This is a genomic window from Arthrobacter rhamnosi (assembly GCF_054510855.1).
In genome coordinates, this window is sequence record NZ_JBTNDT010000001.1 from 140,268 (window position 1) to 155,120 (window position 14,853).

Consider the following 14,853-nt stretch of genomic DNA (forward strand, 5'->3'; position numbering starts at 1 on the left):
ATTTCCGGCAGGGGGGCGGCCCACGGGCGGCCGCTTCGCTAGGCAAGAATACGTCAAACCGGAGCACGCCCTCCCGGATGATCCGCGCCCGCCCCTCCTTGACCGGACGCTCCGGCACCGTTCCCGGTGCTGGTCCCGACGCCGTCTCCGGTGACGTTCCCGATGCCTCCCCGGTACGTTCCGCCTGCCCTGCGCGCTGCGTCGCCCTCCGCTGCAGCCCCGGAAGTAATTGCCGCAGCGCGTGGTTAGGCTAGGTGGAAGGACGCGCACCGCGGGCACAGACCGCGGTGCAGACAGCTACGCGAAAGGCCCCCATGACCCTGGCAGCAGATCCGCAGGACAAGTTCTCCGAGTACGCCCACCCCGAGCGGCTGGTCTCCACCGACTGGCTCGTGGCGAACCAGGGCGCCGAAGGCCTCGTCGTCGTCGAATCGGACGAGGACGTCCTGCTGTACGAGACGGGCCACATCCCCGGCTCCGTCAAGATCGACTGGCACACCGAGCTCAACGACGAGGTGTCGAGGGACTACATCGACGGAGAGGGCTTCGCCCGGCTCATGGCCGCGAAGGGCATCTCCCGCGACTCCACGGTCGTCATCTACGGCGACAAGAGCAACTGGTGGGCCGCGTACACCCTCTGGGTCTTCACGCTGTTCGGGCACGAGGACGTCCGCCTCCTCGACGGCGGCCGGGACAAGTGGGTGGCCGAGGGCAGGCCGATGACCACCGACAAGCCCGAGATCACCGCAAGCGACTACCCCGTCGTCGAGCGCAACGACGCCCCCGTGCGTGCCTTCCTCGGCGATGTGCTGGAGCACCTGGGCAAGCCCCTCATCGACGTGCGGTCCGGTGACGAGTACACCGGTGCCCGCACCACCATGCCCGCCTACCCCGAAGAGGGCGCACTGCGCGGCGGGCACATCCCCACCGCGGTGTCCGTCCCCTGGGCCCGCGCCGCCGCGGAGGACGGGACGTTCCGCACCCGCGCGGAACTCGACGCCATCTACCGGGACGAGGCCGGACTGCAGGAGGGGGACGACGTCGTCGCCTACTGCCGCATCGGCGAGCGCTCGAGCCACACGTGGTTCGTCCTGACGCACCTGCTCGGGTTCGGGAACGTGCGGAACTACGACGGGTCGTGGACCGAGTGGGGCAACGCCGTGCGCGTGCCGATCGTCCGGGGCAGCGAGCCCGGCGAGGTACCCGCGGCAGCGGCACGGGCCGCGCGATGACCGGCGGCGCCGTCCCGGCGAAGCTCGCCGAGATCATCGACGACTTCCAGGACCTGACGGAGCCCGACCGACTCCAGCTGCTGCTCGACTTCTCCCGGGAACTCCCGGACCTCCCCGAGCGGTACGGCAACCACCCCGAGCTCCTGGAGCAGGTGGTCGAGTGCCAGAGCCCGCTCTTCCTGACCATGGAGATCGGCGACGAACCGGAGCGACCGGTCCACCTGTTCTTCTCGGCGCCGCCCGAGGCGCCCACGACGCGCGGGTTCGCCGGGGTGCTCCTCGAGGGACTCGACGGCTTGCCCGCCGAGGAGCTCCTTGCCGTCCCGGACGACGTGCCCGACCGGCTCGGGCTCACCCGGGCCATCACCCCGCTGCGGATGCGCGGCATGGCCGCGATGCTGGGGCGGATCAAGCGGAAGATCAGGGAAGCGCAGTAGCCTCCGGGTCGGGCGCCTTCCCGCCGGGAAGCGTCCGCCCGAACAGCCGCCCGCCGAGCCAGCGTTCGACCACGGTCTCCCACCGCTCCGGGTCCACGTTCCACTCCTTCGTGTGGCGGGCGCGGTGGAACCGCTCCAGGGTGACGAAGGCCGGGTTCCTGGCGGCCAGTTCGGCAGAGGGGCCGATGGGCACGAACTCGTCGTCCTCGCTGTGCAGGACGAGCGTCGGCAGGGTCAGCTGCTCCGCACGAGCGATCCAGTCCATGCTCTTGAGGTCCAGCGGCGCGGCCAGTCCCGTGATCCTCCGGGCCCGCCGGCTTGCGAGCAGGTACTGTCCGAGTCGTCCCACGGGAGCCGGGATCCGGTTCAGTTCCGCATGGTGCGCCAGGACTTCGATCCAGTTGATGACGGGGCCGTCGAGCACCAGTGCGCTGATCCGCTGCCGGTGGCGCGAGAGGTCCGCCGTCTGCAGGACGATCGCGCCTCCCATGGACCAGCCGAAGAGGACGACGTCGCGGGCTCCGTGGGAGACGGCGAAATCGATGGCGGCGTCGACGTCGTGCCATTCCGTCATCCCGAGTCCGTAGCGGCCGTCGGGCGCCGACGGCGCTTCGCCGTCGTTCCGGTAGGACAGGACCAGGCTGGTCAGTCCGAGGCGACGCGCCGGTCCGAGCGCGCGCAGCGCCTCCGCACGCGAGGCCCCGCGGCCGTGCACCATGATCGCCCACGTGCGGGCGGGTGCCTCTGCGCGGACGAGCCAAGCGGGGGCGGAACCGCCCTCGACCGGGATGAGCACCTCCTCGTCGGCGAAGCCCATCGCCGCCGGCGAGGGGTAGACGGCGCCGCCCCACCAGCCGCGCGTGGCGGCGGCGAGGTCGCCGGCGTAGACCTTCTCCACGACGCGTTCCACCGTGCCTTCGCGCGGCACGTACGAGCGGATCCCCCCGATGCGGGCGTGACCGGTCCCCCGGGTGAAGTGGAGGCTGTACGTGCCCTCGACCGTGGTGTCGTCGTTCGCGGGCAGGATCACGGTCTGCCGGCCGGCGGGGCCGACGACGGCGAGGATGTCCAGGTTCTCGTCCCGGCTGCGCGCGGGTGTCACGATCTGCCGCGCGAAGTAGACGGCGAGTCCCGAGACCGCCCCGGCTGCAGAGGACGCGAGGGCTGCTCCCGCCCCCACCCCCAGCGCCGTCCATTTGAGCCAGGGAGCGGTGGTCCGCTGCGCCGCGGCCGTTGACCTCGTCGATGCCATAGCTCCATTTCTACCCTGCCCCTCCAAGCGCCGTCGATTCGTTGCACAACCCCGGCGTGGTGCCCCGGGATCGGGCAGTACAGTGGCGCCATGACTCAAACAATCCTGGTGCTGACCGAGGAAGTCCTCACCCACGCCGATCTTCGCAACCTGCGGACACTGCAGGGCGAGGAGCCCGCGGACGTCGTCGTGCTGATCCCCGAGGACCGCCACGAGTCCGTCCTGGGCGAGTTCTTCCGCCACCTGAGCCTGCTCGAGGTCGGCGAGGCCTTCCGGACGTTTTCGTCCGACGACCGCCGCCACGACGAGGCCACCGCCCGCACCGCCCTGGCCGAATCCCTGCAGCTCCTCACGGCGGAGGGATTCGCTGCACGCGGGAGGACGACGACGGGGAACCCGGTCGACGCCCTGGTGCAGGAAGCCGCGGACAGTGGAGCCGAGCAGGCCGTGGTCATCACCCGGCCGCATGCCATGGCCGATACGTTCCACACCGACTGGGCCAACAAGGCACAGGACAAGCTCGGCATCGCCGTGCTGCACCTGTACTCCGGCTCGGGATTTATTGGCGACTCGTAGGCGTTGGAGCCAGTATGACTACCGAACACGATGCCTACCGGCCCGAAATCGAGAAGTCCGACGCCGAGTGGCGCCAGGAACTGACACCGCAGGAGTTCCAGGTCCTGCGCAAGGCGGGCACGGAACGCCCCTACACCGGGGAGTACTACGACGCGAAGACGGCGGGCACCTACGAGTGCCGCGCCTGCGGCGCCGAGCTCTTCACCAGCAACGAGAAGTTCGACTCGCACTGCGGGTGGCCCTCCTTCTGGGCGCCGCTGGCCGAGGACAAGGTGCGGTACCTGCATGACCGGTCCCTGGGCATGGAGCGCATCGAGGTGCGGTGCGCCCGCTGCGACTCGCACCTCGGGCACCTGTTCAAGGGAGAGGGCTTCGACACCCCCACCGACCAGCGGTTCTGCATCAACTCGATCTCGATGAAGCTGGTGGCGGCGGAGTAGGTCCTCCCCGCAGGATCAAGGGACTACCCGACAGGCCGGCTCCTCGGAGCCGGCCTGTCGCCTGCCCGGCGTATGAAGCCGCTCTGGTTCTTCCCCCGGAACGCATGCTGTCGAGCATAAGATTTTCTGTACGTTGCTCGGTCAACTGGTAAGGAATGCTGTTCTTGTTGCTACGCTCGCGTCAGAACGACCGTCCCCACGACAGAAAGCAGAAGTCATGACCGTCACGCCCCTCGCGCAGGTAGTATCCGTCCCCCAGGAGACCGCCGCCTGGCACTCCCTGAAGGCCGCAGCCGAGGAACTCCGGCTGCTGCAGGTCAAGGACGGTTCCATCCCCGAGCCCGGGCACCACGCCGCCGCTGCGGACCTGACGGCGGCCATCGTGGCGGCCGTCGAGGAGCTCGCGCCCCTGTTCCCCCACGACGCCGAGTACCTCCGCCGCACCGTCGCCGCCTTCGAGGCATGGCAGGCGAGCGGTTTCGCCGTCCCCGACTTCCTCGAGCCCCTGCTCGCCTTCCAGCCGCAGCAGGACCGGATCGACGGGCTCCAGCACCTCGTCGTCTTCCCGATGTACACGCAGAACGGCAGCACCAGCCGGCTCGTCGAGGCCGTGCTCATCGAAGTGCTCTGGCCCGAGTTCATCGCCGAGCTCGAGGCCGGCGAGTACTCGAACGCACTGTTCGTCCCCATCCGGTTCCTCGACTTCACCGAGGGGTACAACACCAACTCCGCGGTGCTCTTCCCCGAGACCGTCGCCGTCAGCGAGACGCCGACCTTCACCTGGGGAGCCATCTTCGCGGACCGCGAGGCGGCCCGGTTCCGCCGCGTGGTCCGGGCCGCCGCGGACATCACCCGCCTGGAACTGCCCGATGACGCGCTGGAGCTCCTCGACGACCAGAAACTCACCGAGGAGACGTTCGTGTTGTGGGACCTCATCCACGACCGCACGCACATGCGCGGAGACCTCCCCTTCGATCCGTTCATGATCAAGCAGCGCATGCCGTTCTTCCTCTACTCGCTGGAGGAACTGCGCTGCGACCTCACCGCGTTCCGTGAGAGCGTCCGGATCGAGAAGGACGAGGACGCCTCTCCCGAAGCGCGGAAGCACGCTCGGCTCGTGCAGTACGCCGTCATCTTCGACCGCATCTTCCGCTTCAGCATCACGGGCAGCCGGGTGCGCAACTACGACGGCCTCGGCGGACAGCTCCTGTTCGCCTGGATGCACCAGCACCGGGTCCTCCACTGGACCGACACCAAGCTGACCATCGACTGGGACGAGGCCGCCGACGTCGTCGTCGCCCTGGGCGAGCAGATCGAGCAGCTGTACTGGCGCTCCATCGACCGTCCGAAGATCGCGCACTGGCTCGCCGCCTACGACCTGGTCTCCGCCACGGTCACCCCGCACCCGGCGTCGGTCTGGGCGAAGGGCCCCGAGGCCCTCGAGCTCCTGGGCCCGCCCCGCGCCCTCACGGACGCGGTGCTCGACGACGAGTTCCCCCTCTCGATGTTCTTCGAGGCGCTCGACCGCAAGATGAAGCCGGTCATCGAGTCCACCGCGGGCATCACGGCGGACGCGGCATGACCGACGCTCCCGGCGGCCGTACCGCCGTCGTAGCGGGTGCCACGAGCGCATCCGGAATCGCCCTCACCCGGCGGCTGGTCGCGGACGGACTCACCGTCGTCGCCGTCGGCTCCGACGGGGGTCGCCTCGACGCGGCCTTCGCCGGGGTCGACGGCGTCGTCCGCGAGGTGTGCGACCTCACGGACGAGGCCGCGGTCGGCGCCCTCGCGGACCGCGTGCGTACCGGCCAGGGCGGGGCGGACGCCCTGTTCCACCTCGTCGGTGGCTGGCGGGGCGGCAAGGGCATCACGACGCAGTCGACGGCGGACTACGAGGTCCTCCACCGCTCGGTCTTCCTCACCCTGTTCAACACGAGCAGGGCGTTCTACGACCAGCTGGCCGAGCGCGGCGGGCGGCTCGCCGCCGTGTCCGCGACGGCGGTGGAGAAACCGACGGCAGCCAACGCCTCGTACGCGGCAGTGAAGGCCTCCGTCGATGCATGGCTCCAGGCCGTGGCCGACGGCTTCGCGCGCGACGGCGCCACGGCCGCCGCCACCGCCGTCGTCGTGAAGGCGCTCCTCGACGACACGATGCGGGAGCAGCACCCTGAACGGACGTTTCCGGGCTACACGCACGTCGACGAGCTCGCCGCCATCCTGGCGTCGCTGCTCGAGTCGCCGGCCGCCGAGGCCAACGGGGCCCGCATCGATGCGGTTCGGGGATAATGGGACAGTGACCGACACCCTGACCTCACCCGCATCCCTGCACGACCGGACCCGGCGCAGCTTCGCGTCCGACAACTACTCGGGCGTGCACCCCGAAGTCCTCACGGCCCTCGCCGCCGCCAACGAGGGGCACCAGGTCGCCTACGGGGAGGACCAGTACACGGCCCGGCTGCAGGAGGTGATGGAGCACCACTTCGGCGAGGGGATCTCCATCTACCCCGTCTTCAACGGCACCGGCGCCAACGTCCTATCGCTGCAGTCGATCCTCCCCCGCTGGGGAGCGGTCGTCTGCCCCCAGACGGCCCACATCAACGTGGACGAGAACGCGGCACCGGAGCGGGTGGGCGGCATCAAGCTGCTGACGGTGCCCACGCCGGACGGCAAGCTGACGCCCGCTCTGATCGACCGGGAGGCCTGGGGCTGGGGGGACCAGCACCGCGCGCAGCCCCTGGCCGTCTCGATCACGCAGACCACGGAGCTCGGCACGCTGTACTCGGTGGCCGAGATCAAGGCCATCGCCGACCACTGCCACGCCCGTGGCATGCGCGTGCACATGGACGGAGCGCGGCTCGCGAACGCCGCCGCGGCGCTCGGGCAGCCCCTGCGGGCCTTCACGCGTGACGCAGGGGTGGACATCCTGTCCTTCGGCGGCACCAAGAACGGCCTCATGTTCGGCGAGTGCATCGTCGTGCTGAACCAGGAGGCGTCCACCGGGCTCGACTACCTGCGCAAGCTCAACATGCAGCTCGCCTCGAAGATGCGCTTCGTCTCCGCGCAGCTCATCGCCCTGCTGGAGGGGGATCTCTGGCTCCGCTCGGCGTCGCACGCGAACGCCATGGCCGCCCGCCTCACCGAGGGCGCCCGGGGCATCCAGGGCGTCACCCTCACGCAGGAGACCACCGCCAACGCGGTCTTCGCCATCCTCCCGCCGGGGGCCGCCGATCGCATCCGGGAGAGCTTCCGCTTCTACGACTGGGACCAGGCGACCGGCGAGGTGCGCTGGATGTGCTCGTTCGACACCACGGAAGAGGACGTCGACGCCTTCCTCGACGCGATCCGCCGGGAAGTGTCCGCCTGATCCACCCTCCGTGCCTGCGCCGTGCCCGGCGCGCCGCCGTCGAACTCACTCCCGCAGGGCATAGCCTGCGGGAGTGAGTGCAATCGGCGGCGTATCGCAGCTTCCTGCGGAATTCCTCGACGCCCTCTCCGGCCTCCGTAAGGCGGCCCGTCGCAGCGAGATCCGCCTCGAGGAGATACCGGCACCCTCACGGCTCGCGCCCTTCGCCGTAGCTCTCGGCACCGAGGTCGTCGAGGCAACGCCCGTCGCACCCCCGCCGCTCCACGGGCCGGCACGGAATCTCATCCTTCCGCCCGAGCCGGCGGAACTCGCCACGGGGCGGTTCATCCTCCTCTACGATCCCGACGGGTCGAAGGTCTGGAACGGCCGCTTCCGCATCGTCACGTACATCCGTGCCCAGCTCGAACCGGACATGGGCAACGATGTCCTCCTCGGCTCGGTCGCCTGGACCTGGCTCGTGGAGGCCCTCGACAACCATGGCGCACGGCACCACAGCACGGGCGGCACGGCCACGAGGATCCTGTCCGAGAGCTACGGGACGCTCGAGGACCGCGGCGACACGATCGACATCGAACTGAGGGCATCCTGGACGCCTGCGACGGCGGACGTCCGACGGCACCTCGAGGCGTGGTCGGAGATGGTGTGCACGTTCGCCGGGCTGCCGCCCCTGCCGTCCGGCGTGGCGCACCTGCCGGTCCGCCGGTCCTGATCGAGCCCGGGTATCAGGCCCGTGCTGCCGGGCGGGTGGTCCCGTGCGGCGAGCCGTCGCTTCCGGGTGCGGCTTCAGGCGGGGATAGACTGAAATCACCATGAGTTCCCACACCTCCGAACAGACGGACAGCACCGGCGCGTCCGATCCAGCCGTCGATCCCGGCACTCCTCCCCTCCCCCTCCTGACCGAGCCCCGCGAAGGCGTCCCGCTCGTCATCGACACCCCGGCCGGCCTCGAGCGTGCCGCAGCCGCCCTGGCCGCAGGAACGGGACCGGCAGGAGTCGACGCCGAGAGGGCCTCCGGGTTCCGCTACGGACAGCGCGCGTTCCTGGTGCAGATCCGGCGCGAGGGTGCCGGGACCTGGCTCATCGACCCCGAGCCCTTCGACGACCTGCGCGTGGTCGACGACGCCCTCGACGGCGTCGAGTGGATCCTCCACGCGGCCAGCCAGGACCTGCCCTGCCTCTCGGAACTCGGCATGTGGCCGGACAAGCTGTTCGACACGGAGCTCGCTGCGCGCCTCGCGGGCCTTCCCCGGGTAGGGCTCGCCGCCGTCATCGAATCCCAGCTCGGCTTCAGCCTCGCGAAGGAGCACTCGGCGGCGGACTGGTCCAAGCGGCCGCTGCCCGAACCCTGGCTCCGCTACGCAGCCCTCGACGTCGAGGTCCTGACGGAGCTGCGGGACAAGCTCGCCGGCATCCTGGAACAGGACGGCAAGCTCGGTATCGCCGAGGAGGAGTTCGAGCACATCCGCCGGACCCCTCCCGCCGAGCCCCGCGTAGATCCCTGGCGCCGCACCTCCGGGCTGCACCAGTTGCGTGACCGCCGGCAGCTCGCCGCGGTGCGGCAGATGTGGCTGGAGCGCGAGGACCTCGCCCAGCGCCGCGACGTCGCACCCGGGCGCCTGATTCCTGATTCGGCGATCGTGGCGGCCGCCAAGGCGATGCCGAGCACGGTCCCGCAGCTGCTGGCCACCAAGGGTTTCCACGGCAGGGCCGCCCAGAAGGAAGCACCGCGCTGGCTCCGCTGCATCAGCGAGGCGAAGAAGCTCACCGACCTCCCGCCCCTCCATGTCTCGACGAACGCTCCTCCGCCGCCGCGCATCTGGCCGGAGAAGGACCCGGAGGCAGCGGCGAGGCTCCTGACGGCGCGCCCTCGGGTCGCGCAGCGGGCGGAGAAGCTCGGCATGCCCGTGGAGAACCTGCTGACGCCGGACTACCTGCGCCGGATCGCCTGGCGCCCGCCTGCCGAGATCTCGCTCGAGTCCGTCTCCGAGGCGCTCGCCGCGCTCGGGGCGCGCCGGTGGCAGATCGAGCAGGTCGCAGCGATCATCACCGTCGCCTTCCTGGACCCCGATCCCCTGCCCGCCAAGGGGCAGCGGGGTGAGGAGACGGCCACAGCCTGACCGGAGGGCTTCGGCGCACCGCTTGCCGACTATGTTACTCACCAGTAACATAGTCGCGGATCCATCTCCCGCTGGGGGATACCTATCTCGATGAGGAGCAACAGGTGAGCCTAGCAACAGGGACCGCGTCTCCGCGGAGCGCAGCACGTGCCGTCCGTGACGTCGTCTTCGTCGACGGAGTGCGCACGCCGTTCGGCAGGGCGGGCGACAAGGGCATCTATGCGGGAATGCGCGCCGACGACCTCGTGGTGAAGTGCATCCGCGACCTCCTCCGCCGCAATCCGTCCCTCCCGCCCGAACGCATCGACGACGTCGCCATCGCGGCCACCACGCAGATTGGCGATCAGGGCATGACGATCGGCCGCACCGCCGCCCTCCTCGCGGGAGTCCCCCGCACGGTCCCCGGCTTCGCCATCGACCGCATGTGTGCCGGCGCCATGACCGCCGTGACCACCACCGCCTCGGGCATCGCCTTCGGCGCCTACGACGTCGTCATCGCGGGCGGCGTCGAGCACATGGGCAACCACCCGATGGGCGCGGACGCCGATCCCAACCCGCGCTTCCAGACGGAGCGGATCGTGGACCCCGCGGCGCTCAACATGGGCGTCACGGCGGAGAACCTGCACGACCGCTTCCCCGCCATCACGAAGGACCGGGCGGACGCCTACGCCGTCCGCAGCCAGGAGAAGCTCGCCGACGCCTACAAGGCCGGGCAGATCCAGCCCGACCTCGTTCCCGTCGCAGGCAGGAAGCCCGGCTCCGGGTGGACCCTCAACACGGTCGACGAGCCACCGCGCCCCGGCACCACCCTGGAGGACCTCGCCGCCCTGCGCACGCCCTTCCGCCCGCACGGCCGCGTCACCGCGGGCAACGCCGCCGGCCTGAACGACGGCGCCACCGCGGCCCTCCTCGCGTCCGCCGACGCCGCCGCCGAACTGGGACTGCCCGTCCGCATGCGCCTCGTGGCCTACGCCTTCGCCGGCGTCGAACCCGAGGTCATGGGCATCGGTCCGGTGCCGGCCACGGAGAAGGCACTGCGGCAGGCCGGACTGGGCATCTCCGACATCGGCCTGTTCGAGATCAACGAGGCCTTCGCCGTGCAGGTCCTGAGCTTCCTCGACCATTTCGGCATCGACGACGACGACCCCCGGGTGAACCGGTACGGGGGCGCGATCGCCGTCGGCCATCCGCTGGCGTCCTCCGGCGTCCGGCTGATGAACCAGCTCGCGCGCCAGTTCGAGGAGGATCCGTCCGTGCGCTACGGCATGACGACCATGTGCATCGGCCTCGGCATGGGCGCCACCGTCATCTGGGAGAACCCCCGCCACGAGCACTACGGACAGGATGCAGCATGAGCTTCGAACGCTACAACGAACTGGCCGCGCTCGTTCCCGCGGAGATCGTCACCCACTCCTACGTCCAGGACATCACCCTCCCCGACGGGGCCGGCGTGCTCGCCCTCATCACCCTGGACAACGACCTCGACTCCACCCGGCCCACCACCCTCGGGCCGAACACCCTGATCGAGTTCGGCCGGACGCTCGAGGCGCTGAGGGACCGCGCGGCGCGTGGCGAGATCTCTGCCGTCGGCGTCACCGGCAAGCCCTACTTCCTCGTGGCTGGCGCGGACCTCAGCACCGTCAAGAGCGTCCGGTCCGAGCACCTGGGCCGCCTCATGGCGGAACTCGGCCACGAGGCGTACAACCTCCTCGCCGACCTCGGCGTCCCCAGTTTCGCCTTCATCAACGGTGTCGCCCTGGGTGGCGGCCTCGAGATCGCCCTCGCGGCCAACTACCGCACCGTGTCCTCCGGGGCCAACGGTATCGGCCTGCCCGAGGCCTTCATCGGACTCGTCCCGGGCTGGGGCGGAGTCTACCGCCTGCCGCGCCTCATCGGCCCCGCGAACGCCGTGAAGGTGATGATCGAGAACCCCCTGAGCAACAATCGCAGCCTGGACGGCAGGGCCGCCTACGAGCTCGGCATCGCCGACGCGCTCTTCGAGCCCGCCGACTACCTCGAGCAGTCGCTCCTCTGGGCCGCGAAGGTGCTGGCCGGTGGCGAGGCCGCCGACGCCGTCCAGCAGCGTCGTGCCGAGCGTGCACGGTACGACGACGTCGACTGGAAGGCCGCCGTCGCCGCCGGCCGGGCCTTCGTCGAGGCGAAGACCAGCAATGCGGCGCCCGCACCCTCACGGGTCCTGGATCTCCTCGAAGGCGGCCTCACCTACTCGCGGCAGGAATCCGCGGCGGCGGAATGCGCAGCCCTCGCCGAACTGATGCAGACGCCCGAGTTCCATGCCACCGTCTATGCCTTCCTCGACCTCGTACAGAAGCGCGGGAAGCGCCCGGCTGGAGCTCCGCACGCGAAGCTCGCGCGTCCCGTGTCGAAAGTCGGCGTCGTCGGCGCCGGCCTCATGGCGAGCCAGCTGGCCCTCCTGTTCGCCCGCCAGCTCAAGGTGCCGGTGGTGCTGACGGACATCGACCAGGCCCGGGTGGACAAGGGCGTCGCCTACGTCCATGCCGAGGTGGACAAGATGCTCGCCAGGCAGCGGCTGTCCCAGGACGCCGCGAACCGCACGAAGGCGCTGGTTTCGGGGTCGGTGTCGAAGGACGTGTTCGCCGACGCCGATTTCGTGATCGAGGCGGTCTTCGAGGAACTGTCGGTCAAGAAGCAGGTGTTCGCCGAGGTCGAGGCCGTGGTCTCCCCCGAGTGCATCCTCGCGACGAACACCTCGTCCCTGTCCGTGGCCGAGATGGCTGCGGACCTGCTGCACCCTGAGCGCGTGGTCGGCTTCCACTTCTTCAACCCCGTGGCGGCGATGCCGCTGCTCGAGGTCGTGCGTGCGCCCAAGACGGACGACGCCGTGCTGGCCACGGCCTTCGTCCTCGCGAAGGGCCTGAAGAAGAACGCCGTGCTGGTCCAGGACGCGCCCGCCTTCGTGGTGAACCGCATCCTGGGACGCATGTTCGGCGAGATCACCGCGGTCTTCGACGAGGGTACCGACCCGGAAACGGCCGACACCGCCCTGCGCCCGATGGGCCTGCCCATGACGCCCTTCCGGCTGCTCGCGCTGGTGGGCCTGCCCGTCGGCCAGCACGTGCAGGAGTCGCTGCACGCGGCCTTCGGGGACCGCTTCCACGTGTCGGCGAACCAGCAGAAGCTCATCGACGCCGGCATCAAGGGGCTGTGGGAGAAGCAGGAGGACGGCAGCTACGCGGTTCCCGAGTCCGTCCTCGCCCTGCTGGACCGCGGGACCACCCCCTCGTCCGCGGACGAGGTCCTGCGCCGCACGCAGGACGCGCTGGCGGACGAGATCGGGCGCATGCTCGCCGAGGGTGTGGTCGCAGCGCCCGAGGACATCGATCTCTGCATGATCATGGGAGCGGGGTGGCCGATGCACCTCGGCGGGATCACCCCCTACCTGGACCGGGTGGGAGCGTCCGAGCGCGTCAACGGGAAGACTTTCCACCGGGCCTGACGCGCGGAAGGGTCCCTGCGTCTGCGGGCAGGGACCCTTCGTGACCAACTTTCAGGCGCCCTCCGGCACTGACTATTGGCATGTGCGGGCAGGGGCCCATCGTGACCAACTTTCGCCCGCCCTTCGGCACTGACTATTGGCATGTGCGGGCAGGGCCCGACGCCGCGGGCACGCGCCCTTCGTCACTGGCTACTGGGCATGCTCGCCTACCGGACCGAAGCGCCCCTCGGAGCAGCAGTCGACGCAAGGTTCTGCGAATGATGCCGCCGTACTTCCTGCAGTGGAGCCCTTCATTGACGGTATGATCCACCTCTCAAAATGTCAGTGGCGGCTGACAGAATGGGGCATGGACAACAAGCAGGGACACGAGTTCAGGCACACGCTCTCGTCCCCTTCGCACCCCACCTCGGGCGGTGCAGTCTCGTCCCCTTCGCGCACCACCAAGGGCAGTGCCGTCTCGGGCAGCACCATTCCCGGTACCAAAGGTGAGACAACCTCGCACTCTCCCGTTCGGCACCTGATTGAGGAGGTGGCCTCCCTGGAAGTCAGCAGCGGGAGGGCCGGCTTGATCGATCACCTGCGGGACCTGGAAGACCTCAAGTCGGCGGTGGCCGCCGCGCAGGCCCGGATCGCGGTTGCGTTCGACCTGGCCGAGCGCCGCGCCCAGACCGAGGCCGGTGTACCCGCAGCGGACCGGGGACAGGGCGTGGCCGCGCAGATCGCCCTCGCCCGCCGCGAATCGCCCTCCCGAGGAAACCGGCTCCTCGGCCTGGCACGAGCGCTCGTCACTGAGATGCCACATACCCTGGCCGCTCTGGACGCGGGCCGGCTCAACGAATGACGGGCAACCCTGCTGGTCCGCGAGATCGCGTGCCTGAGCGCAGCCGACCGGAGCGCCGTCGACGAGGAACTCGCCCCGGATACTGGAACCTTCGACGGGGCGGGCGACCGGGCCCTGATCGCTGCAGCCCGGACCGCCGCCTACCGCAGGGACCCTCGCTCCGCTACGCAACGTGCTAGCCACGCCGTCGCGGACCGGTACGTCAGCCTCCGCCCCGCACCTGACACCATGACCTACCTGACCGCCCTGCTTCCCGTCGCGCAGGGCGTGGGCCTGTACGCAGCCCTGACCCGGCACGCCGACTCACTCCGTTCGGCCGGCGACACCCGTTCGCGGGGCCAGCTCATGGCGGACACCCTCGTCGAGCGGACCACCGGCACCGTCGAAGGTATCTGCGGGGTGGAACTCCAACTCGTGATGACCGACCGCACCCTTCTTCGGGGCGGCAGCGAACCGGCACACCTGAGCGGGTATGGCATCGTTCCTGGGGCCTGGGCCCGCACCACCCTGAACCCGGCAGGCAGGGCGACCTCCGCGACTCCAACAACCGGTTCCCGTACAGGCGCCGTCGGTGGCGTCGTCGGTGGCGCCGTCGGTGGCGGCGGTGTCGGCGGCGTTGTCGGCGATGCCGGGCATGAGCAGGAATTCAGGGTCTGCGGGCGCAGGCTGTACACGGCGCCCGGGACGGGGGACCTCCTTGCCGTCGACTCCCGCGCCCGGCTCTTCACCGACGGGCAGCGCCGCTTCATCGAGGCACGCGACCGATCCTGCCGGACCCCCTACTGCGACGCACCCATCCGCCAGGTGGACCACATCCTCCCCTGGCGGGACGCCGGACCGACAAGCCTCCAGAACGGCGCGGGCCTGTGCGAAGCGTGCAACCACACCAAGGAGATCGACGGATGGGGAGCCACCCCCCCCCGCACTGGTCCGACCCACACCATCGACCTGCGGACTCCCACCGGGCATACCTACGGCTCCGCGGGGCCTCCGGCGTTAGGCACCGGATCCGGCGACACTCCATCCGCACAGTCCCGACTCCCCCGGCACAAGAAGCGGCACCGCAGCAAGGCGCTGAAGAACGCGCACCACAGACCGGTCACTGCCTGACAGGAC

General features: G+C 70.1%; 12 protein-coding genes and 1 pseudogene. 12 read left to right on the plus strand and 1 reads right to left on the minus strand.

Features of this window, described 5'->3' with window-relative positions:
- Positions 1-314 precede the first annotated feature (314 nt).
- Both ACX80I_RS00725 and ACX80I_RS00730 read left to right on the plus strand, forming a co-directional pair.
- Complete coding sequence (locus ACX80I_RS00725) at positions 315-1,232, plus strand: sulfurtransferase (protein WP_459343282.1); 918 nt, start codon at positions 315-317, stop codon at positions 1,230-1,232.
- Positions 1,229-1,669, plus strand: coding sequence for a SufE family protein (locus tag ACX80I_RS00730; protein ID WP_459343283.1), 441 nt, complete (start codon positions 1,229-1,231; stop codon positions 1,667-1,669). The genes ACX80I_RS00725 and ACX80I_RS00730 overlap by 4 nt, the downstream gene beginning before the upstream one ends.
- Here ACX80I_RS00730 and ACX80I_RS00735 read toward each other — a convergent pair.
- Complete coding sequence (locus tag ACX80I_RS00735; protein ID WP_459343284.1) at positions 1,653-2,921, minus strand: alpha/beta hydrolase family protein; 1,269 nt, start codon at positions 2,919-2,921, stop codon at positions 1,653-1,655. The genes ACX80I_RS00730 and ACX80I_RS00735 overlap by 17 nt on opposite strands.
- Positions 2,922-3,011: 90 nt before the next feature.
- Between ACX80I_RS00735 and ACX80I_RS00740 the strand changes: the two genes are divergently transcribed.
- The 10 genes and pseudogenes from ACX80I_RS00740 (at position 3,012) to ACX80I_RS00785 (ending at position 14,847) form a co-directional block, all read left to right on the plus strand.
- Positions 3,012-3,497, plus strand: a complete 486-nt coding sequence (locus ACX80I_RS00740; RefSeq protein WP_459343285.1) for a putative universal stress family protein — start codon at positions 3,012-3,014, stop codon at positions 3,495-3,497.
- A gap of 14 nt (positions 3,498-3,511) precedes the next feature.
- Complete coding sequence (gene msrB / locus ACX80I_RS00745) at positions 3,512-3,937, plus strand: peptide-methionine (R)-S-oxide reductase MsrB (RefSeq protein ID WP_459343286.1); 426 nt, start codon at positions 3,512-3,514, stop codon at positions 3,935-3,937.
- 217 nt (positions 3,938-4,154) lie between these two features.
- Positions 4,155-5,519, plus strand: a complete 1,365-nt coding sequence (locus ACX80I_RS00750) for a DUF6421 family protein (protein ID WP_459343287.1) — start codon at positions 4,155-4,157, stop codon at positions 5,517-5,519.
- Positions 5,516-6,223: an SDR family NAD(P)-dependent oxidoreductase gene (locus tag ACX80I_RS00755; protein WP_459343288.1), complete on the plus strand. Its 708-nt coding sequence runs from the start codon at positions 5,516-5,518 to the stop codon at positions 6,221-6,223. Before ACX80I_RS00750 ends, ACX80I_RS00755 begins: the two co-directional genes overlap by 4 nt.
- 7 nt (positions 6,224-6,230) lie before the next feature.
- The gene (locus ACX80I_RS00760; protein ID WP_459343289.1) at positions 6,231-7,301 is read left to right on the plus strand and encodes a threonine aldolase family protein; all 1,071 of its coding nucleotides are present in this window, start codon (positions 6,231-6,233) and stop codon (positions 7,299-7,301) included.
- Positions 7,302-7,383: 82 nt separating this feature from the next.
- The gene (locus ACX80I_RS00765; protein ID WP_459343892.1) at positions 7,384-8,010 is read left to right on the plus strand and encodes a DUF3000 domain-containing protein; all 627 of its coding nucleotides are present in this window, start codon (positions 7,384-7,386) and stop codon (positions 8,008-8,010) included.
- Positions 8,011-8,110: 100 nt separating this feature from the next.
- On the plus strand, positions 8,111-9,418 hold the full coding sequence (locus ACX80I_RS00770) for an HRDC domain-containing protein (protein WP_459343290.1): 1,308 nt from the start codon (positions 8,111-8,113) through the stop codon (positions 9,416-9,418).
- A gap of 104 nt (positions 9,419-9,522) precedes the next feature.
- A complete protein-coding gene (locus ACX80I_RS00775) occupies positions 9,523-10,773 on the plus strand; it encodes a thiolase family protein (RefSeq protein WP_459343291.1) in 1,251 nt (416 codons plus the stop codon).
- Complete coding sequence (locus ACX80I_RS00780; RefSeq protein ID WP_459343292.1) at positions 10,770-12,896, plus strand: 3-hydroxyacyl-CoA dehydrogenase NAD-binding domain-containing protein; 2,127 nt, start codon at positions 10,770-10,772, stop codon at positions 12,894-12,896. The genes ACX80I_RS00775 and ACX80I_RS00780 overlap by 4 nt, the downstream gene beginning before the upstream one ends.
- Before the next feature lie 517 nt (positions 12,897-13,413).
- Positions 13,414-14,847, plus strand: a pseudogene (locus ACX80I_RS00785) (HNH endonuclease signature motif containing protein).
- The last annotated feature ends 6 nt before the right edge of the window (positions 14,848-14,853 follow it).